Origin of the sequence: Wolbachia endosymbiont (group B) of Silvanus unidentatus, from assembly GCF_964028615.1 — a bacterium.
Taxonomy (GTDB): domain Bacteria; phylum Pseudomonadota; class Alphaproteobacteria; order Rickettsiales; family Anaplasmataceae; genus Wolbachia.
In genome coordinates this window covers 763,190-787,514 of the sequence record NZ_OZ034795.1, presented here as the reverse complement: position 1 = coordinate 787,514, position 24,325 = coordinate 763,190, and the positions used below count along the sequence as shown (strand labels likewise).

The 24,325-nt window shown below is 34.7% G+C and carries 27 protein-coding genes and 4 tRNA genes; 12 read left to right on the top strand and 19 right to left on the bottom strand.

Features of this window, described 5'->3' with window-relative positions:
- Window positions 1-19 precede the first annotated feature (19 nt).
- Complete coding sequence (locus tag ABWU65_RS03630) at window positions 20-1,333, top strand: lipase family protein (RefSeq protein WP_353280313.1); 1,314 nt, start codon at window positions 20-22, stop codon at window positions 1,331-1,333.
- 42 nt (window positions 1,334-1,375) lie between these two features.
- Here the strand turns inward: ABWU65_RS03630 and ABWU65_RS03625 are convergent, their stop codons facing one another.
- The 4 genes from ABWU65_RS03625 to ABWU65_RS03610 all read right to left on the bottom strand — a co-directional run bounded on the left by ABWU65_RS03625 (window position 1,376) and on the right by ABWU65_RS03610 (window position 3,755).
- Window positions 1,376-2,203 (bottom strand): 3'-5' exonuclease, encoded by an 828-nt coding sequence (locus ABWU65_RS03625; protein WP_353280312.1) that lies wholly within the window; start codon window positions 2,201-2,203, stop codon window positions 1,376-1,378.
- Window positions 2,196-3,080 carry a GTPase Era gene (gene era, locus ABWU65_RS03620; RefSeq protein ID WP_007302123.1) on the bottom strand — a complete coding sequence of 295 codons (885 nt, stop codon included), beginning with the start codon at window positions 3,078-3,080 and terminating at the stop codon, window positions 2,196-2,198. Before era ends, ABWU65_RS03625 begins: the two co-directional genes overlap by 8 nt.
- Window positions 3,081-3,121: 41 nt before the next feature.
- Window positions 3,122-3,580, bottom strand: a complete 459-nt coding sequence (locus ABWU65_RS03615; RefSeq protein WP_007302122.1) for a hypothetical protein — start codon at window positions 3,578-3,580, stop codon at window positions 3,122-3,124.
- A 102-nt stretch (window positions 3,581-3,682) separates the two neighbouring features.
- Window positions 3,683-3,755 (bottom strand) — tRNA-Gly (locus ABWU65_RS03610).
- 159 nt (window positions 3,756-3,914) lie between these two features.
- Between ABWU65_RS03610 and ABWU65_RS03605 the strand changes: the two genes are divergently transcribed.
- The 4 genes from ABWU65_RS03605 (at window position 3,915) to ABWU65_RS03590 (ending at window position 5,873) form a co-directional block, all read left to right on the top strand.
- Window positions 3,915-4,535, top strand: a complete 621-nt coding sequence (locus ABWU65_RS03605; RefSeq protein WP_149168681.1) for a ribonuclease D — start codon at window positions 3,915-3,917, stop codon at window positions 4,533-4,535.
- A 79-nt stretch (window positions 4,536-4,614) separates the two neighbouring features.
- A complete protein-coding gene (gene trxA, locus ABWU65_RS03600) occupies window positions 4,615-4,941 on the top strand; it encodes a thioredoxin (RefSeq protein WP_064085368.1) in 327 nt (108 codons plus the stop codon).
- Between the two features lie 39 nt (window positions 4,942-4,980).
- Window positions 4,981-5,057: transfer RNA gene (locus ABWU65_RS03595), tRNA-Ile, on the top strand.
- Window positions 5,058-5,582: 525 nt separating this feature from the next.
- Window positions 5,583-5,873 carry a hypothetical protein gene (locus ABWU65_RS03590; protein WP_353280311.1) on the top strand — a complete coding sequence of 97 codons (291 nt, stop codon included), beginning with the start codon at window positions 5,583-5,585 and terminating at the stop codon, window positions 5,871-5,873.
- A 15-nt stretch (window positions 5,874-5,888) separates the two neighbouring features.
- Here the strand turns inward: ABWU65_RS03590 and ABWU65_RS03585 are convergent, their stop codons facing one another.
- Window positions 5,889-6,275 (bottom strand): hypothetical protein, encoded by a 387-nt coding sequence (locus tag ABWU65_RS03585; RefSeq protein ID WP_353280310.1) that lies wholly within the window; start codon window positions 6,273-6,275, stop codon window positions 5,889-5,891.
- Between the two features lie 345 nt (window positions 6,276-6,620).
- The gene (locus ABWU65_RS03580) at window positions 6,621-7,019 is read right to left on the bottom strand and encodes a hypothetical protein (protein WP_007302116.1); all 399 of its coding nucleotides are present in this window, start codon (window positions 7,017-7,019) and stop codon (window positions 6,621-6,623) included.
- 180 nt (window positions 7,020-7,199) lie between these two features.
- Here ABWU65_RS03580 and ABWU65_RS03575 point away from each other — a divergent pair, with 180 nt between their 5' ends.
- The 4 genes from ABWU65_RS03575 to ABWU65_RS03560 are packed head-to-tail and all read left to right on the top strand — an operon-like array spanning window position 7,200 to window position 9,973.
- Window positions 7,200-7,874, top strand: a complete 675-nt coding sequence (locus ABWU65_RS03575) for a CADD family putative folate metabolism protein (RefSeq protein WP_353280309.1) — start codon at window positions 7,200-7,202, stop codon at window positions 7,872-7,874.
- Complete coding sequence (locus tag ABWU65_RS03570) at window positions 7,861-8,247, top strand: dihydroneopterin aldolase (protein WP_353280308.1); 387 nt, start codon at window positions 7,861-7,863, stop codon at window positions 8,245-8,247. The genes ABWU65_RS03575 and ABWU65_RS03570 overlap by 14 nt, the downstream gene beginning before the upstream one ends.
- Window positions 8,244-9,494 (top strand): dihydropteroate synthase, encoded by a 1,251-nt coding sequence (gene folP, locus ABWU65_RS03565; RefSeq protein WP_353280307.1) that lies wholly within the window; start codon window positions 8,244-8,246, stop codon window positions 9,492-9,494. The genes ABWU65_RS03570 and folP overlap by 4 nt, the downstream gene beginning before the upstream one ends.
- Window positions 9,494-9,973 (top strand): dihydrofolate reductase, encoded by a 480-nt coding sequence (locus ABWU65_RS03560; RefSeq protein WP_007302111.1) that lies wholly within the window; start codon window positions 9,494-9,496, stop codon window positions 9,971-9,973. The genes folP and ABWU65_RS03560 overlap by 1 nt, the downstream gene beginning before the upstream one ends.
- Window positions 9,974-10,252: 279 nt before the next feature.
- Here the strand turns inward: ABWU65_RS03560 and ABWU65_RS03555 are convergent, their stop codons facing one another.
- Window positions 10,253-10,831 carry an alpha/beta hydrolase gene (locus ABWU65_RS03555; protein WP_007302110.1) on the bottom strand — a complete coding sequence of 193 codons (579 nt, stop codon included), beginning with the start codon at window positions 10,829-10,831 and terminating at the stop codon, window positions 10,253-10,255.
- Between ABWU65_RS03555 and ABWU65_RS03550 the strand changes: the two genes are divergently transcribed.
- On the top strand, window positions 10,830-10,976 hold the full coding sequence (locus ABWU65_RS03550; protein WP_179943643.1) for a hypothetical protein: 147 nt from the start codon (window positions 10,830-10,832) through the stop codon (window positions 10,974-10,976). The genes ABWU65_RS03555 and ABWU65_RS03550 overlap by 2 nt on opposite strands.
- Before the next feature lie 705 nt (window positions 10,977-11,681).
- Here ABWU65_RS03550 and ABWU65_RS03540 read toward each other — a convergent pair.
- A complete protein-coding gene (locus tag ABWU65_RS03540; RefSeq protein WP_353280306.1) occupies window positions 11,682-12,938 on the bottom strand; it encodes an iron-containing alcohol dehydrogenase in 1,257 nt (418 codons plus the stop codon).
- Between the two features lie 42 nt (window positions 12,939-12,980).
- Here ABWU65_RS03540 and dapE point away from each other — a divergent pair, with 42 nt between their 5' ends.
- Together dapE and ABWU65_RS03530 are read left to right on the top strand one after the other, a co-directional pair.
- On the top strand, window positions 12,981-14,177 hold the full coding sequence (dapE, locus tag ABWU65_RS03535) for a succinyl-diaminopimelate desuccinylase (RefSeq protein ID WP_019236715.1): 1,197 nt from the start codon (window positions 12,981-12,983) through the stop codon (window positions 14,175-14,177).
- A 439-nt stretch (window positions 14,178-14,616) separates the two neighbouring features.
- On the top strand, window positions 14,617-14,907 hold the full coding sequence (locus ABWU65_RS03530) for a hypothetical protein (RefSeq protein ID WP_007301973.1): 291 nt from the start codon (window positions 14,617-14,619) through the stop codon (window positions 14,905-14,907).
- Here the strand turns inward: ABWU65_RS03530 and ABWU65_RS03525 are convergent.
- The 11 genes from ABWU65_RS03525 to dnaE form a co-directional block, all read right to left on the bottom strand.
- Window positions 14,904-15,332, bottom strand: coding sequence for a hypothetical protein (locus ABWU65_RS03525; protein ID WP_227738357.1), 429 nt, complete (start codon window positions 15,330-15,332; stop codon window positions 14,904-14,906). The two genes, ABWU65_RS03530 and ABWU65_RS03525, sit on opposite strands and share 4 nt — an antisense overlap.
- Before the next feature lie 138 nt (window positions 15,333-15,470).
- Window positions 15,471-15,542 (bottom strand) — tRNA-Gln (locus ABWU65_RS03520).
- Window positions 15,533-15,868 (bottom strand): divalent-cation tolerance protein CutA, encoded by a 336-nt coding sequence (cutA, locus tag ABWU65_RS03515; RefSeq protein ID WP_082241857.1) that lies wholly within the window; start codon window positions 15,866-15,868, stop codon window positions 15,533-15,535. Before cutA ends, ABWU65_RS03520 begins: the two co-directional genes overlap by 10 nt.
- A gap of 277 nt (window positions 15,869-16,145) precedes the next feature.
- The gene (locus ABWU65_RS03510; protein ID WP_007301972.1) at window positions 16,146-16,502 is read right to left on the bottom strand and encodes a transposase; all 357 of its coding nucleotides are present in this window, start codon (window positions 16,500-16,502) and stop codon (window positions 16,146-16,148) included.
- A 107-nt stretch (window positions 16,503-16,609) separates the two neighbouring features.
- Complete coding sequence (locus ABWU65_RS03505) at window positions 16,610-17,086, bottom strand: transposase (protein WP_019236989.1); 477 nt, start codon at window positions 17,084-17,086, stop codon at window positions 16,610-16,612.
- A 498-nt stretch (window positions 17,087-17,584) separates the two neighbouring features.
- A tRNA-Met gene (locus ABWU65_RS03495) sits at window positions 17,585-17,656 on the bottom strand.
- Entirely contained in the window at window positions 17,647-18,948 is a 1,302-nt protein-coding gene (gene purB, locus ABWU65_RS03490; protein ID WP_007302075.1) for an adenylosuccinate lyase, read from the bottom strand. Before purB ends, ABWU65_RS03495 begins: the two co-directional genes overlap by 10 nt.
- A 130-nt stretch (window positions 18,949-19,078) precedes the next feature.
- On the bottom strand, window positions 19,079-19,633 hold the full coding sequence (rplI, locus tag ABWU65_RS03485; RefSeq protein ID WP_019236699.1) for a 50S ribosomal protein L9: 555 nt from the start codon (window positions 19,631-19,633) through the stop codon (window positions 19,079-19,081).
- 3 nt (window positions 19,634-19,636) lie between these two features.
- A complete protein-coding gene (gene rpsR / locus ABWU65_RS03480; protein WP_015587948.1) occupies window positions 19,637-19,915 on the bottom strand; it encodes a 30S ribosomal protein S18 in 279 nt (92 codons plus the stop codon).
- On the bottom strand, window positions 19,915-20,688 hold the full coding sequence (gene rpsF, locus ABWU65_RS03475) for a 30S ribosomal protein S6 (RefSeq protein WP_012481875.1): 774 nt from the start codon (window positions 20,686-20,688) through the stop codon (window positions 19,915-19,917). Before rpsF ends, rpsR begins: the two co-directional genes overlap by 1 nt.
- A 49-nt stretch (window positions 20,689-20,737) precedes the next feature.
- Window positions 20,738-24,058: a DNA polymerase III subunit alpha gene (gene dnaE / locus ABWU65_RS03470; protein WP_012481876.1), complete on the bottom strand. Its 3,321-nt coding sequence runs from the start codon at window positions 24,056-24,058 to the stop codon at window positions 20,738-20,740.
- Window positions 24,059-24,325: the final 267 nt, after the last annotated feature.

Genomic DNA, 24,325 nt, shown 5'->3' with positions numbered 1-24,325 from the left:
TTGATAGATTAGGGTACTTATGGATTTTAGTTTTTTACGCAATTGGTTTAGCACTACAGGTGCTGCTACAGGCTCAGAGCCAGGTAATACTGAACAGCCAGACTCTATTTCAGTAGATGATGGCAAATACGAGATGAAAGAATATGACGATGAATTTGAGATCATTGAAGATTATGAATTTATAAATCGTGCTGATCCAAATGAGCCATGTTCTTTACCTTCTGACTATAAAATAGATGAAAGTATTGTAAAAATTGCAGGATTTGATAGAGAGAAATTATTAGAAATGGGTAATTTCTGCAAGATAAGCTATGGCGATGATGATGGTAAATTAAGTAAAAAAAGATGTAACAACCTAGCTCAAAGAGTATACAAAACTGAATTTGAAATTGTAGAAGATTTTGAAATTGTTCCATCTACTGAAAAAATGTATAAAACTAGAGCTGAACTCATCAGCGAAGGTTATGAAATTATTCCATTTGGTAATAGCTTTGAAAAAGATGCTGGTCACGTTTTTATAAAAGGTAAAGAAATAACAATAGCCTACCATGGTACTCGTCTGAGCCAGAGTTTTAATGATGGAATTACTGATATAAATGTACTTTTTGCTACTTCGGAATTTTTACCTGAAGGTGGAAGAATTCATTGTGGTTTCTATAATTCATTTATGGATTCATGGCCTAATCTGTATGGCATTTTGAAATCTCATGCTGAAAAACAGGGATCAGAAATCAAGGATTTTAAAATTAATCTCACAGGTCACAGTATGGGAGGAGCTATTGCTAAGATAGCTGCTTTATGCCTCAATAAAACAGAAGGAGCTGAAGATGTTCATGTTGCAACTTTTGGTGATCCACGAGTTTTTGATCTTACTGCTAGTGAATTTTATAATGATGTTCTTCAAGAAAAAACCATTAGAGTAACTCAACATAGACAAGACCCAGTACCAGCGGTATCACCTGGTATTTGTGGTTATGCTCATGTAGGTGCACAATTGAGAATATCAGTACCTGAAGGATATTTTGTTCATCAAATAGATGGTTATCATGAAGCCATTAAAATAATGGATGAAAAAGATTTCCGATCGAACAATAACGTTTCTCTCTTTTATTACCCTTCGAGAATATTAAGTCGAATTAACTGTGCAGTTTTAGGTAATGCTCAATATTATGCTGCTAATTTAGGTAATTATATTCTTGGTGGACAAAATTTTTTCGAGAAAGTAAAAAAGGAATACCAAGATAAAAACTTAGAAAATTTTTCTCAGCTTGAACAAGCAGAAGTTAAGCAGATGGCATATCAAAATGTCTCTTCTACTATAAGGAGTTTATAACTACTATATGGAGAAGTTATTAGATTGCTCTGTAGTATCTATTCATTTAAATTCAATATAAAAATTTTCACCAGAAGTTATTTTCCATTCTTCTTTAAATTTCTTTAGGTGTTCTTTTTTTTCGCATTCTAAAAGCAGTTCTTCTATGCTCTTATTATAGCTTTCTGTAGTAATTCTTCCTTGATGATGCATAAACCTCAAATAAATCAAATAAGTGTTAATCACATCTGTTTCACAATAATCGCGAATCTCTTGTATTTTGCCACTATCATATAAGTCCATAACTTGTGAACCATCAACTCCAATCTTACCGGGAAGATTAAATGCTGCGCAAACTTCGTTCATCTTCATTCTTGCAGAAGCTCCAAAATCAGAGAGAGATTCAAGCAAATCACAATGCCAATCACTACTGTACCTCTGATTGTAACTATTCCACTTATCGCCAGCTTTGTGAAAATATTCTGCTTGAGTGCCATGAACCATAGCACGGTACTTCAGTACCGGTATATCAAAAGTGCGTCCATTGAACGAAACTAGTCTTGGCTTTTTCTCTGATATGTAGTTAAAAAATCCCTTTACTAGCTCTTTTTCATTGGAGTTTACTGCGCCTCCAGATCTTATTTCTTGTAGTGTGAACACTTCATAACCGCTCTGGCGTGTTATGTTACAAAGTAAAAAACTAATAACTACAACAAGGTGGAAGGGCTGACGCAGAAAAGAGTTTTGCCCGTTTGTTATTTCAAGATGATATTTTGTTAATGCATCCCTTTTCTCTTCCACACTGCTATTGTCATCAATATCCAGCAAATTCTTGCAGGAATTTACATCTGGTATAGTTTCAATATCAAATACCAACAAAGAATTAAGCATTACTTATATATTCCTCAGGGCGATCAGTCCAAGGTCGCACTTTTACGAACAAAAAGAGATGAACTTTACACTCAAATAACTTTTCCAATTCTGTGCGCGCCTCGATATTAATTTTTTTTATGCTACTGCCGTCTTTTCCTAGCACTATTTTCTTATGATTATCTTTCAATACAAATATGATCTGTTTTATGACTAAACTCTTATCTTTTTTTTCCTCAAATTGTTCAGTTATAACAGCTGTAGAGTATGGCAATTCTTCACGTAGGTTCAAGAATAACTTTTCTCTCGTAATTTCCGCTGATAAAAAATCAGCTGAGGAATCAGTTATTTGATCTTTTTCATAAAACCAAGGGCCTATCGGTGCAATTTCAGACAAGTAACTAGTCAGATCAGAAAGTCCATCATTCTTCAGTGCCGAGATCGTAAAAATTTTTTCAAACTTATAAAGCAAATTTAGGTGCTCATGTGCCATCTTGAGCTCTGATTTCTTTACTAAATCAGTTTTATTGATAACCAAAATGCATCTGCCTTTTGTGCGCTCCAGTCGTGCAAATATCGTTTTTATTCTTTCTATATTTTTTAGGTAATTGTTTACATCAACAAGCAATAAAGTAATGTCACTATCCTTAACTGCTCCCCATGCAGATTTGACTAAAGCTTTTTCAAGATTTGTTTCTGCTGAAAACACTCCCGGAGAGTCAGTAAAAACAATTTGCGCATTGTTGCATATAGCAACACCCCTTACCTGTGTCCTTGTTGTCTGCACTTTAGGGGTGACAATTGCAATTTTCTTGCCTACGATGCTGTTAATTAGCGTTGACTTTCCAGCATTTGGCAAACCAGCTATCGTTACAAATAAGCATTTTTCTTCTTTCACAAAGGAAATTATAAAGAAAACTAAATGCTAACGTCAATTGATTATTTTGCAGGTAGATTGCACTCTTCCTCTTTTGAAGAAAAACGCTCAACTATAGGTGATATAATATAATCATTCACTTTTTCAGCTATTGGTTCAATAACACAAAATGTTACAAATACCCCTGCGATTACTGCTATGGGTGCTATCACCGCACCTGCTAAAGCTGCTGATCCCATTCCAAGCATTGCACCAGGGAAAACAGCAGTTGCAGCTGCAGCAAGACCAACTCCAGTTGCAAAGCTTGCAGCACATGAACAAGCACCAATAAAAAAACTTTCTTTGGAAAATTTTTCATTATAAATAAATTTACATGCAAGTAAGGCTGCCGAAACCGCAGCAATAATTCCACCCATTACTAAAGGTGATAAAGCTGTAAAACTGAGTCCCAAACCTGTAAGTGCTCCTATTGATGTAGCTATACCTAAGGCAAATAACATTGGTTTAGTCTTGTTGTCCATATAATCCTCCTAAATAATAATTTTCTAAAAAGCTTTTAGCTACTTTTAGTATAGCTGAACTAGTTGAATAGGGGAAGGAAATTTTTTATGTTAAAATTAAAGAGCGGGAGAAGGGGTTCGAACCCTCGACCTCAACCTTGGCAAGGTTGCGCTCTACCAACTGAGCTACTCCCGCAGTTAAATTCTGCTTAGATTCTACTTCTAATTATAGGTACATATTACAATTTGTAAACCCTACATGCATGAAAATCATGAGAGCCAATTTTCTATGATCTTTTCGTATACTTAAAACTCATTTTTGATTATTGTATGTGTCATAAAACATATTAAATTTATGAGAATATTTATATATAAGGACGACCTGCCAGCCAGTGCAATACCGAATGATATAAAATCTATAGCTGTTGATACAGAGGCAATGGGGCTACTGCATAGCAGAGATAGATTATGCCTTGTTCAGCTCTCTTTCAATGATGGCAACGCTCACTTAGTTCAATTCAAAAACGATTATACAGCTCCAAATTTGAGAAAAATATTAGAGGATAAAAATATAACCAAAATATTTCACTTTGCGCGATTTGATGTGAGTATAATACATTACTACCTTCAAACTTGGTCACTGCCTTGCTATTGCACGAAAATAGCCTCACGTTTAGTTCGCACCTACACAGATAATCATAGCTTAAAAGAGTTGTGCTTAGAACTACTTGATATAAAATTAAATAAGCAACAACAATCTTCTGATTGGGGAAATGAAAATTTAACAGACAAGCAAAAAAGTTATGCTGCATCTGATGTTTTATATCTCCATAAAATAAAGGAAAAGCTAGATTTAATGCTAGAACGTGAAAATAGAAAAGAATTAGCCGAAAAGTGCTTTGAATTTCTTCCTACTCGTATTGAGCTAGATTCAATGGGTTGGGGGAGTGTAGATATCTTTAATCATCATATGTAATCACTTCACTTGAATCCAGAAAAATTTAGTTGATCAGCTGTTAATTGATACGCTATATTTATAAAAATTTAGGTATTTTATGAGTGATGATATTAAAGCGGTAAATGATCAAAATTTCGAATCTGAAGTTGCTAACCACAAAGGATTTGTGCTGGTAGATTTTTGGGCAGAATGGTGTGGACCATGCAAAAGTCTGATGCCACGTATCGAGCAGTTAGCCAAGGATAGAAAAGACAAGATCAAAATCTGTAAGTTTGACATAGATGGAGAAACTGAGGTGCCAAGTAAGTATGGAGTTCAATCTATACCTACTTTAATCATATTTCAAGATGGTAAGGAAATTGCACGCAAAATTGGCGCAATAAATGATTTACACAGTTGGGTTGATAGTGAAATAAGCGAGTAGACAAATTTCCTTTTGCGTGTATTATAGGTGTTGATAAAAGGGATTGTAGCTCAGTCGGTTAGAGCAGTTCGCTCATAACGAATTGGTCGTAGGTTCGAGTCCTACCAATCCCACCACTATTGATACAATTGCAAGGCCTACTCTCTTAGATAAGCTTTTTGCCTTATTAAAGTACTTGGTTGTTAGTGTTTGAAAACTCCATGATATTAGATTTCTTGCATAACTGGAATTCAAAAGTTCCAGCGCGGTTTTCTTATTGGATCTCAGCTAGGATGACGCCTGGTTATGAAAGAAATCTATTGTCAAAAAAAATTACTTCCGCGTATTTTGAATCTGATTATAATGACAATTAGAGATATTTTAAGAGCTCAAATTTGTCTGCAGACTTTCAATTAATCTTTCAATAAAAAGCGTGCTCTTCAGCTTATATCTGTCGTGTGTGCGCTGCATTTTTTTCTAATCTTTTTATACAGGAGGATTTTATGTCCAGAATTCCAGATATTTGACCTTTACCTTAGCTAATAACAGGCGCCTGTGGTTTTTATAAAGAAAGTGTAGGAAAGAACCAAAAACTTTTTCGAGGCATAAATTTGCCATGTATACCTAAAAAGTAATTATATTAGCATAATGTTCATACTTATATGCTAATATTAATATTATTAAAATTGAAGAATATTATGGAACAACAAGCATCAAACAAAGAGAAAGGGATTGAATTTAGATATAATCAATGTAATCAGAAATGCCATTCCTACAAAACAAAATGGACAGACCAAGAATGCCTAGATAAATGCTATGAGAAGTACGTTTCTAAACTTTATCCACAAATTAGTGAGAAATTATTAGCTAGTGAAAACAATCTCTATGATGAAAGCGAAAAATTATTGCTTATAGCAAATGAAATACACAATCAAGATGCAATGTTTTTTTAATCACAAAAGAAACACTTATTTCAATATTTGAAGAGATGTTAGCTTTTTAGATATATTCTGACTTATTGAATAATTCTTTAAATTGGTAAAATACTGTTTCTTTTCCTCTATTTCTTTTTCACTATTCTTTCCACATATCGCTTCTGTTTTTATCTCTGGTTGTTTCTCTTGATTGAGAGAGCCCTTCTTTTCAAAATAATTATCTGTGAATTCTAAAAAGAGTGAAATCAGCTCAGGAAGATTGTATTTGTGTTCACTTGATGAGCACAATTCTGTAATCGAAGAAAAGTGAATATCATCTGCCTTAATAGGTAGTAACGATAGAAACTTATTCCAGCATTTTCTCATTATTCCAACTTCAGATTCAAGGTTTTTTATTTTAGCTAAATCGGTATGCTCCATGAAAAACTCTTTGTATTGCTCAAAACCTTCAAAAGTTTCTTTTTTTTGGTAGTTTTTTTCCTATGACTTTTTTCTATGTCAGCAATTTTAGTACCTATATTTGCCTGCTTACTAATAAAGCCATCGTTCTCTAAGTTAAAACAAATTGTGTATGGAGTAATGTCGTTTACTATTGTGTGTGGCTTAAAGTGCCAACCAAAGCATTTGAGTATGAATTTTATTATAGGAGGAAATAGCCATTTAGGTTTTGATATGTGTAGTAATTTCACTACAAGTTTTTTGAATGAGCTAAAGGATTTATTGATAACGCATCTTAAATGAACATTGTCATCTTTTTTAAACTTTTTATAAACCTCTGCAGCTATTGGTCCTCCAGCACAGCTTCCATACAGTACTATTGTCTGGGTGAATGCCTTGCTTTAGAAGATCTGAAATGACTGCAATTCCTGCATTTACTCGATTTTGACCGTTTAAAGAATGACCTTTGCTTTTTCCAGAACCAGGAAAATTAATAAGGTGAACATCCATACCTGCTTCAGCTGCCCAATTCCATTCACTTTTGTCTTCATCTGGCTCTTTTTCAAAAGTATATGTAAGCCCTGGAAAGTAAACTATATGCTTTTTCTTTCTGCTATCTGCACTGCTCTTCGAGTTTGACATCACTATCTTTTGAATTCGCATTCCATTTTGAACTTCTACGAACTCTTCCCTAATTTTTATTGTATTTTCTTCTGTTACTTTCATTTTGCGTTTTTCACTATATTGATTTAATAATACATGAAATTTTAGAAAAAATCAATTTTACTAAAAAATTAACTTATAGCGTATCTATCTTTATATTTATTGGAATTAAAGTAGTAGTGAGAAATGCCTCTTGACATTTGATAAACCTAAACGTAGCCTAAAACAATTTACTGTTTATTTATGACATTTGTTCAATCACTTAATAATCAATTAGATAGTTTACACTTATTAAAACACCCGTTTTACGAGTCATGGAATGAAGGTAGCTTAAGCCTGCAGGCTCTGCAAACCTACGCTAAGGAATATTATCACCATGTTGCTGCTTTTCCTCGTTATATCAGCGGTATACATTCCTTGTGTCCGAATTTGAAAATGCGGCAAGTTTTACTTGGTAATTTAATAGAGGAAGAACAAGGCGACGAGAATCACCCAGAATTATGGCAGCGTTTTGCTGAAGGACTGGGAGTAGCACGATCTCAACTTCTTGAGGATGCACAGGTTAAGGAGACACGAGAATTAGTTGACGGTTACTTTGATATTGTAAGATCAGGTTTTGTAGAAGGTCTTGGAGCTCTGTACGCTTATGAACGTCAAACTCCAGAGGTTTCTAAATCTAAAATTGAAGGTCTAAAAAAACACTATTCAATAAATGATGAGCGTCCTCTCAAATTTTTTACTGTTCATATGGAAGCTGATGAGTGGCATTCTGAAGAATGTGCAAACCTTATTGCAGATTTAAGCGAAGAAGAGCAAGAGAAAGTCATACAAGGCGCTAAGAAAGGAGCAAAACTCTTATGGGGTTTTCTTGACGGCATGATACGTTTGTCATTAAACTCAGTGAATGCCTGCATGTAATCTTCTTATATCTGATCTGCGGCTTTGGGTTGATTTAGGATGTAGCGCAGAAGAGAAGTTCTCTCCCCAATTGGTGAGTATTGATATTGATCTCACTTTTAAATCTCCTCCTTCAGGGCTTACAACTGATCAACTTAAAGATACTATCTGCTATTTGGAAGTAGTGCAAAATATTCAATCTCTTGTTCAGGGCAAGCAATTTAATTTAATCGAGCATTTAACTCATGAGATATACAGAGCCATTAATAACCTTTTGCTGCGAAAGAAGCATATTATTTCTTCTGTCAGGGTGACTACTCACAAAATCGCACCACCAGTTCCAGGTGTGCATGGGGGCGTTTTCTTTACTTACTGTAATGAATTGCAAGAATGATCTATATTTCTATTGGATCAAATATAGGGAATCGCCTTTCCCATTTACAAAGAGCTACTGAGTTACTAAAGAAGCGCTATTTAAAAGACTTAAAGTCTTCGATCATTCTAGAAACTAAGGCTATTTTACCAAATGGTGCTCCACCTGATTGGAACAAGCCATTTCTTAACATGATTGTCTATGGAAGTTGTTCTTCTTCTCCTGAGGAGCTACTAAAAGGCTTAAAACAAATTGAATGTGACATTGGTCGTCCACAAGTCTACGAAAAATGGGCACCTCGTGTTATTGATTTAGATATTTTGTTATGGGATGATCTAACGCTTGATATACCTGACCTTAAAATTCCTCACCCAGAATTAGTAAATAGACCATTTTTGCTCCACTTGATGGCAATGGTTAACAAAACCTTTGCTTTCAATGTTCAAGACTGTTTTTCAAAGAGTTTTACGCTTTCACCAAAGCTTATGGGTATCGTCAATATTACCCCTGATTCATTTTCAGATGGTGGTCTTTATTATGATGCGAATCGAGCAACCAAGCAGGCATTGCAGCTGGTATCAGATGGTGCAAGCATAGTTGATCTTGGAGCTCAATCAACAAGGCCTGGAGCTTCAATAAAGACGCCAGAAGAAGAGTATGAACGTCTAAAACCAGTACTTGATAATCTTAGCGACTATATGAAAAATGGTGATATTGAAGTCAGCATTGATAGTTTTTGGCCAGACATTATTTTAAACGTTTTGAAGCACTACAATATTGCCTGGGTAAATGATCAGAAGGGAGATCTGAGTAGTAATACCTTAAAAGAAGTTGCTAGCAGTGGGTGTAGTGTCGTTATTATGCATTCACTTTCGATACCACCACATAAGGACAATATTATTCCACATGATATTGACCCAATTGATATCATAAATAATTGGGCAGAGGAGAGCATTAATAGGTTACTTGACCTTGGTTTTGATGAAAATTCAATAATTATTGATCCTGGTATTGGTTTTGGCAAATCTATGTATCAGAATATTCAGATTTTACGCAGTATAGAAACTTTACAAAATTTTGGCTGCAAGGTTTTAGTTGGCCATTCCAGAAAGTCATTTATTTCCTCTTTTTCCATAGAATCTCCCTCCAATAGAGATTTAGAAACAATTGCTATATCTGCTATACTGCAAAATAAGGTTGATTTCCTTAGAGTGCATAATGTACGCGACCACATGAGATTTTTTGTAGCCCAAGCTGTCTTAAAGTGATGAAGATTATTGGAATTATGGCTGTTGACCCTAATGGGGTAATTGGAATAAATAATGATTTGCCCTGGCGTTATCCAAGTGAGTTTAAACATTTTTGTCAAGTAACCGACAAGCAAGTTATTGTGATGGGAAGAAAGACATTTGAAACCGTGCCTCAGAGTATACTAAAGAATCGTACACCTATTGTTTTCTCCCGTAACAAGTGTTTTAATAGAGGCCCAAAATGTACTGTTGTCTCTTCCATGCAAGAATTTCTGTCAATTCAAAGTAGTTCTCAAGTCTTTGTGATTGGTGGGGCACAAATAGTACACCTTTTTTTAGAGCATAACCTAATCTCAGAATTTATTATGACTGAAATGCATAAAACTTATAAAGGTGATACGTATTTCAATTTAGCACTCCTTGATCAGTGGAATAAAACTATTCTCACTAAAACTAAAGACTATACTATATGCAATTGTGTCCGTTCAGCAGAGTAGTAAAATAAGGTAGGCGAGAAAAGACAACTATCAGTGCATGACACTGGCTCCTTTATGATGGTCAGTGCCCAGAAACTGGCATCCAGTTAAATTTATGGATCTCAGTGTTAGCTACTTAAATAAGAGGGGAGAGCTACTAAATGACATCTTCAATTTCTGTACAGCTACATCGCAAGAAAGGAAGCACTGGCTTTCACATTAGCAAATTCCCTGAATAGATGAATACAATTTAATGCATAATGAAGTGTGACCTTAGCCAAAAAAAAAGCAGCAAAAAAGTTAACGCGTTCTAGACGTAACTTTACTAAGTACCATTTCTCTTAATTCTTCAGTCAGTGTGCCACTATCCAAAACACTGTTATGAGGATCATCTCCATATATAAACAGATCATCACGAATCTTAATCGGATTACCATTTAATAATTGATCACCTCTTATCGCATTTACCAATTGTGCAGGCAGTGGTATTAATGTGTCTCTTGCGTGATTAATAATTACTATTGGCGTTTTTTCATTTTGTGACTTTTGCAAATTATCTGCTATATCAAAGTCTAAAGCGAAGGCTTTTAGTATTCTTTTTAGTAGGAATAAAGGCAGTATACTCAAAATTTTCGTTTGAGGCATTGGAAAATGCTCTATTGCTGTATGAAAAGAACTAAAAGTGCTAGTGAAGACGATTCCTCCAAGTTTAACATCTCTATTCGCAAAATGCCTTGATACTTCCGATGCAACTGCTCCTCCAAAAGAATGACCGAAAAGTATAATATTTTCGGGTTTTACACCTTGATATATTAGTTGATCAATTTGCTCTATTGAAGACTTGAATAACTTTTGATCCTTATTTAGAAACGGAATCATGAGTAGGAATATAGATAAAAAAACACAAGCTGAAGCTGATAAGACTGCCAATCCAGCTGTTCTAGCTGTTATTGGATTAGTGAGCAGTATGACAGTAGGTGGCAATATTGATGCTAGTAAGCATACGAAGCTGGTTAAGGCATAAGTTACTATAATTTTGAAATGCAGCCGGGTATTTGTGTGCATGAGTGTGAAAATTAGGTATATCATGGTGGTGCATGAGCTCAGATTGCATATCTTTACAGAATGTAGTTGCATTTTTATAATTATCCCCTAACCCATGAAAGAATATAAGATGTATTTCTTTTTCTTTAGTGTTAGGCATTATTTTCACTATTAAATATTTTCAATTATATACTATTCTTATAATTTTGTTGAGCTTTTTCTATGTTAACTAGTGAACCGGCAATCTTAAAATGCTTGCAAGATCTACTTACATCAAGGTGCATGAGTTTTTTTTGTATCCGTTCATCAGAGTAGTAAAATAAGAAAAAGAGAAAAGAAGACTAAATGAATTTCATCCGAGTAGCTGATACTGGCATCTATATAAAGACAATCTAATGCACTCATTTAAAGTGAAGTTTTCTGGATCCCAGTGTCTAGGCACTGGGATGACAAGAAAAGAGTTGACTTGAATGACACCGAATAGGTATTGGGACAGAGGCTACTTGAATAATATTTTACCATGTCATTCCAGCACTTGATGCTGGAATCCAGAAGTTTTTTGAGCACAAAAGTCATGCTAAGTTTTTGTTGTTAAGAAAGGCTGGATAGCTACTTGCATGACATCATTTGTTACTGTGTTTTTGTCTATCTTATTTTGCTACCCTACTGAACGAATACACAAAATCTAACTTTTTTCTATACAACCAGCCAGGTCAAGAAAGGTGAATCTATCTCTTGTTGCAAATGTAAGATTGACTACCTTGCAATATTGCTCTTTGTTCCAATTAAGATGCTCCGGTAAGTACGGAATTGATAGATCTTCAAATACTTTCTGCAGGTGTTTTGCAGATAGTAAATTTTGCTTAATTAAACTAGAAATATTACTCCATTCTTTGTAAATAATCTCTTGAATTTTTTGCTGCATAATTTGCTTCTGCTTTAGAATTTTTATAAATTCGGTATTACCAAAGCACTGAGTTATATGTTTTACATCTAAAGTGATCGGTTTGGTAATCGGGTTTTGTATTGACAATATCTCCTCTTGCAAGTTAGCCATAGTAATCGTCGTAACAGCAATTTTTTCGCCATGTAACGAGGAGGAATAATCTTTTGTTACCGTCTCCATTGCATGAGCTATCATATGTTCTCCTTGGCTTGCAGAGTAGCTGCCTTTTGACATCACCATTCCAAGTCCTGAAATCAATAAGGCTTCCATAAGTAATAAAACTACTCTTTTATCTTTTTTAGCAAGTGCCAAGTGTTCTCTGAGCAAAATTTCCTCCAGATTGCGAACAAGTTTAAAGGGGAGTTCATTATATTCTGTGCCAAGTAATAGATGAGATAATAGCCAATCGGCTTGTACTGTTGAACGGCAGATGAAATCTGCAAATCCACTTAATGTGAGGCGTGGTGGTGCGTTGGCAATTATATCGTTATCAATGTATATTGCCTTTGGAAGATGTGCTCCGAACGATTTTTTATATCCATCAACTAATATTGAAGCGTTTGCAGAGCTATACCCATTCATGGAAGCGGCTGTTGGGAACGATATATAATCTTTTTTCTCGAGGTAGCTTGCATATTTGCAGATATCATTAACAGTGCCACTACCAAATGCAACCATTAAGTCACTATCTTTTGCTTTATTTCTAACTAGGTTTACAGTTTGGAGGGAAGCAGCGCTGTTCAGTCTATTTGGTGTCATCCAAGTAGCGTGACACTGCGATCCATCATAGTCACGCGCTGGAATGACAGGTGTGGCTGGAATAATTAAATGAGAAACTTTATTAAGTATGTTTTTGTTTAAAAGTTTTGCTGTATTTTCATCTGCAATCAGAAAAATGTCATTTCCATATTGTCTACATATTTCATAGATATTATCAGCAACTTCCCTAATAAGAACTTGTTCTGTGTGCTGTAATATTTGTTTTAAATATCGCATAGAATGTTTACAATACGGTAATGTTAGTATTTCAAGATTGATATGAAGATTGACCCTGTAGAACTAACTAAGAAATTAATTTCTTTTAAAAGTATAACACCAAAAGACGATGGGGCAATAGAGCATATAGCAGCCATTCTTAAGAAAAGTGGTTTTGAATGTGAGATTTTAGAGTTTGGTGATAAAGTTAAAAATCTTTATGCGAAATATATAAATGGAGTACCAAACTTGTGTTTTGCTGGACATGTTGATGTTGTACCACCAGGTGAGTTAAAAGATTGGATATCTGATCCATTTAAGCCAGAAGTTAGAAATGGAATGCTATACGGAAGAGGAGCAGCTGATATGAAAGGCGGAGTAGCTGCATTTATTGCTGCTATCGTAGATTCAGTTGCAGGTAAGTTTCGATTCAGTGGTTCAATCAGTGCATTGATTACCGGTGCTGAAGAAAGCACGGAAGAACATGGAACAAAGGCCGTTTTGGAATGGATGAAAAGTAAGCAAAAAAAGATAGATTTTTGTATAGTTGGAGAACCAACGAGTAGTGAGAAATTAGGTGATACCATAAAAATAGGTAGAAGAGGTTCTGCAACATTTAAATTGATTTGCCATGGTAAACAAGGGCACGTTGCCTACCCAGATCTAGCAGATAATCCAATATATAAAATGGTATCGATACTAAGTAAGATAAAAGATACCACTTTTGATACTGGTAATAAATACTTTCAGCCTTCACATTGCGAAATTACTACTATCGACGTTGGAAATAATACTAATAATCTAATACCTAGTTCAATAGCAGCAGGTTTTAATGTTCGATATAACAATACACAAACACCGGACGTTTTATATAAGATGATTGATGCAATATGCACCAATGTGACTAACGATTATAAACTGTCTATGCAGAGCAGCAGGGACGTTTTTCTCTCTACTCCTGATAGAAATACTGATATTATGCTTGATGCGATAAATAAAATTACCGGTATTGATGCTGTGCTGAGTACAAATGGTGGCACATCTGATGCTGCGTTTATTAAAGATATTTGTCCAGTAATTGAATTTGGTATGATCAACAAAACCGCACATCAGGTAAATGAATGCGTATCAATAGACGATATACATAAATTAACAGCTATATATAAGGAGTTTATAAAAAATTATTTTTACCCCACTAATAAAATATTAAACCAAATCAATGTAATTGGTAATACGCCTGATGGTCCATTATTAGCTTGAGGTGCAGTTGCATAGAGAAGAAACTTACTAGACACATTTTACCAACCCCTTATTATAATATTAAGGGTATTTTTGACTCAAAACTTGTCTTTGATCTGTGCGAGCTTAATAACAAAAATTCAGTAGAAAGCTTATTGGCGAAAATTATCTGTTCAGCAGAGTGACAAAATAAGATAGACAAAAAGGGTGTAAGAACAAATAGTGTCATGCAACACTGGCTTTTGTACACAAAACGTTGTAAAGCGCTTTTGTCAACCTGGATCCCAGCTCGGATAACAAGAAAAGAAGCACTGGTTTCACATAGATCTGAACAGATATAATTTCTTAAACATTTATAGCTCACATAAAACCCGGTCTGACTGTCATAAAGGCTACTCGCTTCAGCAAGACAACTTTCGCACTACTTCAAATTCTAATTTTCAACTTAAAGAGGTACATAATGTCAAATAACTTCAATTTCAAAGAATTTTTTCACCATCACGAAGCAAATAGCACTTTAGATGATATACAAAGGTACTGCATACTGTGGCAATCAGTGATATCACAGGCAATGATTGATGCAGCAAGTAACTGTAAAAAAACAGAAAGCTTGGTAGAGAAACGTAAAGCAATTTCCTGGCTATCAGACTTCAGTCAAGATTTTGTTGAAACATGTATACTGGCTGATTGCGATCCATTATACGTAAAAAACAAAATACAGCCAATTCTAAAAAAGATAAAGCCCTTTTAATGAGGTTTACCCCTCTCACCAAGAAAAATATCATTTAATCTTTTTTCTATAGCTTCATCTATATCTTGGATTAATAGCTGCTTTATCATATTCACTTTCCGTTCTGCCTCTTGAAGATTATTGTTACCGTAACTGTTCTTATTACTATAACCATAACTACTGCCATTTGGTTTATTACTCATTTTTCTTCTTGTGCTGAGTATCTGAACTATCTTCTCCTTGAAAAAAGACTTCCAGCCTGTGCCAGAAAATAATTTGTAGAGAAAATGCGGAGTAAGAAACGCTACTAATATTCTAATAGAAACTCCATAACCCAAATCATCTCTATTTTCATAATACCATTTTAAATATTGATACAAATGGTAAAATGCATTTTTGAAAGAGCTAAACTCTACAGCATACCAAAAGCCACTGGTGAGAAACATGAGCATAATGCTCGATGTATAAAGATACAGAGTGAAAAGAAATAGCTTGACAACTATATCTTTCAAGCTGCCCAGTATATAATTAAATAACCTTAATTTATAAAAAAGTGATATCATTTCACGCACACTTTAATAAAGCTGGGGTGGAAGGATTCGAACCTTCGCGTGGCGGTATCAAAAACCGCTGCCTTACCACTTGGCTACACCCCAATATTGTTTATATCAATAACATTATTAACCCAATTAGTAAAAGATTTATTCGCTTTTCCTATGGGTATTATCACAACGGCTGGTTGATCATAAGAATGCATTGCCTCGATTTTTTCTACAATCTTATCAGTCTGATCATTCCTGCTCTTCATAATTGCCACTATTTCACAATTACTATTAATTTTACCTTCCCATAAATACAGAGAATTTACTTCGGGAAATATATTTACACATGCAATTAACTTCTCGTTTAACAATTCTTCAGAAATAGTCTTAGCCTCTTTCAGGTTTGAAAAAGTTATATAGACTAAAACTAAGTTGCTCATTAATCGCTACATAAATGCATTTTTACTATACTCTACTTAGATTTATTCATCAAGAGAAAATAGGAGAGACCTCTTCAGTGCTTGACACATAGAAATTGAAGATGTCATTTAGTAGCTCTCCCCTTGTCATCCCAGTAGTTCTCCTCTTGTCATGCAAGTAGCTATCCAGCCTTTCTTAACAACAAAAACTTAGCATGACTTTTGTGCTCAAAAAACTTCTGGATTCCAGCGGGCTTTGTTGCACAGCTCTTCGGATAGTGGGTAATGTATAATAAATTCATGAAGCTATATCAAACTTAGCCATGCCTATTTCAGTAAATTTGTTAAGCAAATAACACTTGAGTAGCAGTTCCTTCTCACGATTAATCTCAGATTTATTCCTAAAACTAAATCCAAATATTTGCTTCAGTCGCGAGAAAAAACTTTCTATATAAGATCTCTTCCAATAATTTATCTCTTTTTTCCACCTCTTCATACCATCTTCATCATATGACTTTATGAGCTTGATTGTAGAATTTCTCTCATTCATATAATCCAACTTTGGATGCTCTACTGCATTATTTTGCGGAGGAATCCTTGTCTTTATGTCAAGCTCATCGCACAGTTTGTATAACTTCTTTCGATCTATCTGCATATATCGTGCTTATGTTATACTTGGTATCCACTCTTTCAATAAGATCACAGGCTCCATAGTGGTCGGAATAAACTCCACTACTGTATTTTGCAGCTATAACTTTTTTACTACCTATCTCTAGCATTACATCTTGTTTGCTCATAGCGGCGATACTTTCTATCTGTACCATTTGCCTTACTATGGCCTGGAATATTATTGTAGATGCTGATACCTGTACTATCTATAGCAATTTCAATATCTTCCATATCGTTCTTATCAACTCTGCAGTCGTTGATTTTGATATTAAGCTTTTTAAACCTTCTTGAAGCCTGCGAATAGCTGATAATTTGCAAAATTTTCCCTATTTGCTCAAGATATTTCTCTATAAATCCCACTGTTTGCCTAAGACCAATCCTGAATAGATAGGTTATTATGTGAATTAGAATCACTACTTTGTCGCTGTAGACATTGTTGCCACCTGCTACTTTTGGACTATTTTCGTACCAATTTTCAATGGCATCGTTGATATAATGAAAAACATTTCCCCTTTCTTGAAGAAATTTGTTATATTCATTGCAGTTACTGACTTTCATTCTTATTGGCATATTTTTCCTTTGTCGGCTAAATATCTATTTTATAACAAATTCCATCAGTAACTGCCTGTTCTTTCCTTGAGTGGTGCAACAAAGCCATTCCAGCATCAAGTGCTGGAATGACATGGTGAAATATTATTCAAGTAGCCTCTGTCCCAGTGCCTATTCGGTGTCATTCAAGTCAACTCTTTTCATCCCAGTGCCTAGACACTGGGATCCAGAAAACTTCACTTTAAATGAGTGCATTAGATTGTCTTTATATAGATGTCAGTGTCAGCTACTCGGATGAAATTCATTTAGTTGTCTTTTCTCATCTACCTTACCACTTTCTTGAACGGATACCATTAGCCATTCCCCTGAATAGATACAACAAATGTTGTATCTTTATCACTTCACATACATTATTCCATATACTATATGAACAACTGAAAAAAGACTTCAGTTAATTGACAATGAATCACGTTATTTTGTCAAATGCGCTGCTATCGCCAAACCATAGCTTAGCTTGAGTGGCTGAGGAGGGATTTGAACCCCCGACCAAGAGATTATGATCCTCCTGCTCTACCACTGAGCTACTCAGCCTCATTAAAAACCTTGCTATATATATGATCTACATGCTTCGTATAATACTTCAAATCAAACAAAGATTCAAGTTTTTTAGAGTTAATAACTTCAAGTAAGGATTTATCTTGTTTCAGTTCGGCCAGAAAATCACTATTGTTTTGTTTCACTTTCATTGCATTGCTCTGAACAATTTTATACGCCTCTTCCCTCGCCAAACCACTATTTACCAACTCGAGTAATACTCGTTGTGAAAAAACCAAGCCTTTTGAAGAATTTAAGTTCTTTTCAATATTTTCCTTATTGATCACCAATTTATCTATCAAATCTGTTAATCGTACTAAAGCAAAATCCATTGCTATACAAGCATCAGGAGCAATGCACCTTTCCACAGACGAGTGCGATATATCTCGTTCGTGCCATAATGCAACATTTTCTAATGCAGGAAAAACGTAGCTGCGTACTAAGCGTGAGAGCCCAGTCAAATTCTCACTTAAAATAGGATTACACTTATGCGGCATAGCAGAACTTCCCTTCTGTCCAGTGGAAAAATATTCAGAGATTTCGCCGACTTCAGTTCTTTGCAAATGACGAATCTCAATTGCAATATTTTCTATTGAGCTTGCAATTACTCCCAAAATTGAAAAGAACATGGCATGTCTATCACGAGGGATGACTTGAGACGATATGGTTTCAGGTATGAGTCCCATTTCTTTCGCTACATACTCTTCAACAAATGGATTAATATTTGTAAAATTACCTACTGCACCTGATATTTTACAAATTGAGATCTCTTTTTGCGCGCTAATTAATCTCTGATAATTGCGTTTAAATTCAGCATAAAATCTAGCAAATTTTAATCCAAGAGTTATTGGTTCTGCATGCATTCCATGACTGCGCCCAACACAAACAATATCTTTATAGTCCTCAGCTTTTTTTTTCAATACTATAAGTAAATTTTTTAGATTCTTGAGTAAAATATCACATGACTCTTTCAACTGCACTGCAAAGCATGTATCTAAAACATCAGAACTTGTCATTCCGTAATGGAGATAACGAACGTCAACTCCCGCTTTTTCAGCAATATATGTCAAAAAGGCTATAACATCATGTTTTACAATGGATTCAATTTCGTTAATACGCTCAATATCAAATTCAATAGCACCAGAGAGCTTTTCAGCAACATCATTTGGAATAACTTTTAATTTTGCTTGAGCTTCACATGCTAATTTTTCTATTTTGAGCCATATGTTGAACTTATTTTTTTCTTCCCAAATAGAAGAGATTTCTTTGCGGCTATAGCGTGGAATCATTTTTGATTTATTCCAATAATGGTGTCATTCCAGTGTCATGCACTGGAATGACATGAGGGGAGCACTGGGATGATACCAGCTTAGCAATGGAAGACATTTCTTTACGACTATAACAAGGGATCATCTTTGATCAGCTATCATCAGCATCAGTAGCTTCTTTACTCGCATCTTGCTCTGCCTCTTGTTGCTCAGATTTCTGATTTTGCAACTTTGCTTGCCTTAATTCATGTGCATCTTTCTCAGATCTGACAACGTATATAGTAATTGGCACTATCACTTTACTATGTAATTCTATATTCACTTGATACTCGCCCAAATTTTTGATGCTTATTCCACCCAAAGATAAACTATGATGACTTATATCATATCCTTCTTGTAATAAAGTTTTTGCAATTTCACGTGTGGTTACAGAGCCAAAAATCTTTCCATCCTCTGAAGCTTGCTTTATTAATATAATAAATTTATCATGCAGTGATGATGCAAGCACTTTTGCTGCATTTAATTTTTTGGTATTTTCTTCTTCCAATAATAAACGCTGTTCCTCTAACTTTATTAAATTTTCCTTAGTGGCTTTCATCGCCTTTTTTTGTGGAAAAAGAAAATTACGTGCATAACCTGGCTTAACTTTGACAACTTCACCAAGCTTACCTAAAGTTGTTATATTTTCCTTTAAAATTATTAACATAAATTACCTAACTTTTTTAGTACAGTAAGGAGCAAGAGCTAAAAAGCGTGCTCTTATAATTGCTAAGCGCAACTTTCTTTGTTTTCTTGCGCACACACCTGTTAACCTTCTAGGTAATATTCTACCATAGTCAGAGGTGAATTTGGACAATAAATCTATATTCTTATAGTCTATGTCCTCATCTTTAGATGCAGCAAGAGGACAGACCTTAGGACGCCTAAAGCCAGTTCTGTTATTTACAGACACGTAAGAATTATTAAAACTATTTCGTCTTTTCATCATTATGCACTTTTCTCCTCAATTTGTTTATCCATCATGTAAGATTTACCTTTAAAAAACTCATTAACCCGTACAGACAAGTGGCGAATAATATTCTCATTCAGTTTTACTCTACGCTCAAATTCATCCATAATGCTTGAAGTAAAACTTATACACATCATACAGTAATGACCACTTTTCATCTTATTTATTGGGTATGCAAAATCCAATAGACCCCAATATTCATATTTTATCAATCCTGAAGCTTCAATATTTTTCAAAAGCACTTCCAGCGTTTTATTCAATTGATTTGAGTCTACTATTTTAAAACTTTTTAAAACCTCTTGAAGGGGCTTTATTAGATGTTGTGAAATATTTTCCTTAAAAGCATTTACTACATTATAGATAAATGCACTTTTAATGTTAGCTCCTGGAAGGTCCATAAAATTTTGTTTTATTCCCGTATCACTTAGTTCATTTTTCAATTCTTTATCGATTCTTGACTTTATTTCTTTTAAATTTGAAAAATCTTCTTCCAATTCAACCCACAAAATTTTTGTCAGAGTTTCCAAAAAATCAGAGTAAACAATCAGACTTTTTTTAATGCTTTCGGTACTTGCCTCTAGCTCTTGTTTTGTAACTGTGCTATGTTCTCTTTCTATGAGACCTTTAACCTCCTGAGAAATAACATCTGCTTTAATATTTTTCAACAAAATAGCCAATTCTTGGACCATTTCTTCTACTTCTTGCTGCAATAAGTTCGGTTGTGCTATAAAAGTAAATTCATAGAGATTCACTATATCTTCCTTTAATATCAATTAAACACTTTAATTATATAAAACTTTTTTATATAAGCAAGTTATTTGTATTAATTTCTACGTCTTCAATCCAACTTAAGTGAGATATTTCATAAATAGCTTTGGGGGTGATTGAATATGTACCTGGCAACAAGATGCTGACTTTATGTTTTTCGAGAAGAAACTTTAGCATTATTTTGGTTTTGCCTCCATTTTTCAACACTGCATTCAACTCCTCAGCAACTTTTTGCGAATCTGAACATACAGCAGTTAAAACTAATCCTTTCATTAGAGAAGTAACCTTTTCTGTAAATTCAGATATGTCCTTTCCTGATAGTCTCGTTGTGTTTTCTGAAATTTCAAGATCAATTATCACAAATGCTCCAGGTGAAAATAGATTCCTTTTTTCTTCTATTATTTCATTATTGTAGAATGCTATTTCAGAAACATTGTGGGGATCAGAAAGTGTTAGTATAACAAATCTTCCACGTTCTGAGGTTCTCATACGCACATTTAATATTACACCAGCAGTTTTTATCGTTTTACTCTCTCCGATAAACCCAATATTTAATTTTTTCAAGAGAGTTCTAAACTTTTCAAGTGGATGATTAGTTAAGTAAAATCCCAATGAAAATAACTCATGCTCTAATTTTTCCTCTTCATTAAAATCTTCCACGTTCTCAAGTTTTGGCTTCAGAATATCAAGATGACCAAATAAAGCAGCTTGATTTGACTGCCTATTTTTATTTGCAAAGTAAATCAATGTGTCTATTGACTCGTATAACTGCTTTCTATTTTTGTGCACACTATCGAATGTTCCAGATTTAATTAAACTTTCTAATGCCCTTTTATTTATTATATGCCCCAAATTTTGAATGAATTCCCATATGTCCTTATAAGAACTTGAGCGTGCATTTACTATTCCTTCTGCTATAGCAAAACCAACATTACGCAAAGCAGCAATTCCGTAGCGTATGTGCTCACCCCCTATTGAAAATTCAGCCTTAGATTTGCTGATATCAGGCGAAAGAACAGCAACTCCACTGAATTTTGCAGCATGATAAAACAAATTCAGTTTGTCTCTATCATCAATGTTGAGATTCATCAAGGCCGTAAAAAATTCTAGCGGGTAGTTAGCCTTAAGGTAAGCTGTTTGGTAAGATATAATCGCATATGCTGCAGCGTGGGATTTATTAAATCCATAACCAGCAAATTTTGCAACAAGATCAAAAATATAACTTGCCCTGTCGTAATCAACACCGTTTTTTGTTGCTCCTTGAACAAAAAGTTCACGTTGTTTATCCATCTCTGCCTTAATTTTCTTACCCATGGCACGTCTGAGTAAATCCGCCTCTGCTAAGCTATATCCAGAGAGAATACGCGCTATTTCCATTACCTGTTCTTGGTAGATTATTACTCCGAATGTTTCTTTTAACACCTCCTCAAGCAATGGATGAATGTAATCTGGCTTTTCAAGTCCATGCTTTCTTGCAACATAAGTTGGAATGTTATCCATAGGCCCTGGGCGATAAAGAGAAATTAAAGCGATGATATCTTCAATGCAGTCTGGCTTTAGTTTTATTAAAGCTTCTCTCATTCCCGAACTTTCAAGCTGAAACACTCCGATTGAATCACCTCTTGAGAGCATTTCATAGGTTCTTTGATCAATCAAAGAAACTGAGGAAATATCAAATTTTTTTTTATCACGATTAATTAAACGACATACATGATCTATTAGTGTTAGCGTACCAAGTCCAAGAAAATCAAATTTTATTAACCCAGCTTTCTCTACATATTTCATGCTGTATTGAGTGATTGGCAGAGCCGAATTTGGATCATAATAGACGGGAACAAAATTTTCTAATTTTTGATCGCATATTACAATTCCAGCAGCATGAGTTGAAACGTGACGATATATTCCTTCGAGCTTTAGAGATATATCAAGAAGTTTGGCAATTACTTCATCACTATCCCTTTCTTTCTGAAGATTTTGATCAAACTCTATCGCTTGCGATAAAGTTACAGGATTTACTGGATTAAATGGAACCATTTTAGATATTTTATCCACTTGAGAGTAAGGCATTTGCAATACTCTACCAACATCACGCAATACTGCCCTTGCTTGCAATTTTCCAAAAGTGATTATTTGAGCAACATAACCGTACTTTTTCTGAACATAATCAATAACCAGGTCCCTTTTCTCTTGGCAGAAATCGATATCAAAGTCAGGCATCGATACACGATCAGGATTTAAAAATCTTTCAAAGATCAGACCAAATTTTATTGGATCAAGATCTGTAATCTGCAAGCTCCAAGCAACAATTGATCCAGCACCAGAACCTCTTCCCGGTCCAACTGGAATGCCATTTGCTTTGCTCCAACGAATGAAATCAGAAACTATCAAAAAGTAGCCAGCGTAGTTCATCGAAGTTATTACGCTTAGTTCGTAATTCAGCCGATCGTAGTATTGTTTAAGGTCTATGTCCGTTTCATTTGCAATGCGGAATTCTAATCCTGCAACTGCCTGCTCCCTCAGTTCTTCATTCTCAGTTTTATTTTCTCGACAAGGAAATTTAGGCAAGATAGGCTGCCTGCTTCTTGGCATGTAAGAGCACCGCTTAGCTATCACTAAAGTGTTATAAATTGCTTCGGGAATGTCGCTGAACAGTTCCTCCATTTCTGCCACAGATTTGAAGTAATGCTCGGTAGTTAACTTCTTTCTGTTATTCTCCAGGGCATAACTGCCCTCCGATATGCACGTTAATATATCATAAGCTTCATAATCAGATCTATTTGAAAAAAACACATCATTCGTTGCCACTAGTGGTATATTGCGCTGATAAGCAAAATCTATTAAAGCTTCTTCAAGCTCTAGCTCTTTATTCAGCCCATGACGCTGCAATTCAACATATAAATGACCATCGAATGCTGAAAGCAGTTTTTCAACCGTTTCTTTGTCTTGCTCCAATAACAGTTGAGCCAAACATCCACCAGTTAAGGCGATTAGACCTGTATTAAAACTTAATAGCTCATCAAAATCAACGTAGGGAATATCGCTGCTATTTTTGCGCTTTTTAAAAGACTCACTCACCAAAGTGACTAAATTAGTGTACCCTTGTTCATTTTTTGCAAGTAGGAGTATTGATAAATTTTGTTCTAAGTGTCGAACGATAATATTGCATCCTACTATTAGCTGTATTCCCTTATTTGCTGCATATTCTGCAAATTCAAGTGAGCCAAATAAGTTGCCTGAATCAGTAACTGCAACTGCCGGCATTTTGTTCTGCAAACAAAGACCAATCAGCTCCTCAATTTTAACCGAACTTTCAAGCAGAGAATAAACGCTATGAACACGTAAGTGTATGAACATAAAAAATTTTAGATTAGCAATAGTTAAGGATAACATTAATTTACTTATAAGGATATGCAATAGAGTCAACTTGACAAACCTCATCAGTCTTCTTATCATGACAATAAGAGTATTTATCCTTGTTTTTAATCTCTGCAGATTTAACAACAAAAATTCAGTAAAAAACTCAGGTATATATTGGCAGATTACATAAAATTATAGCGGCTGCATGTCTTTTTTATTTTTTCTACATTCAGCCAAAACGCGCTTTAAATAAGCGTTAGCACA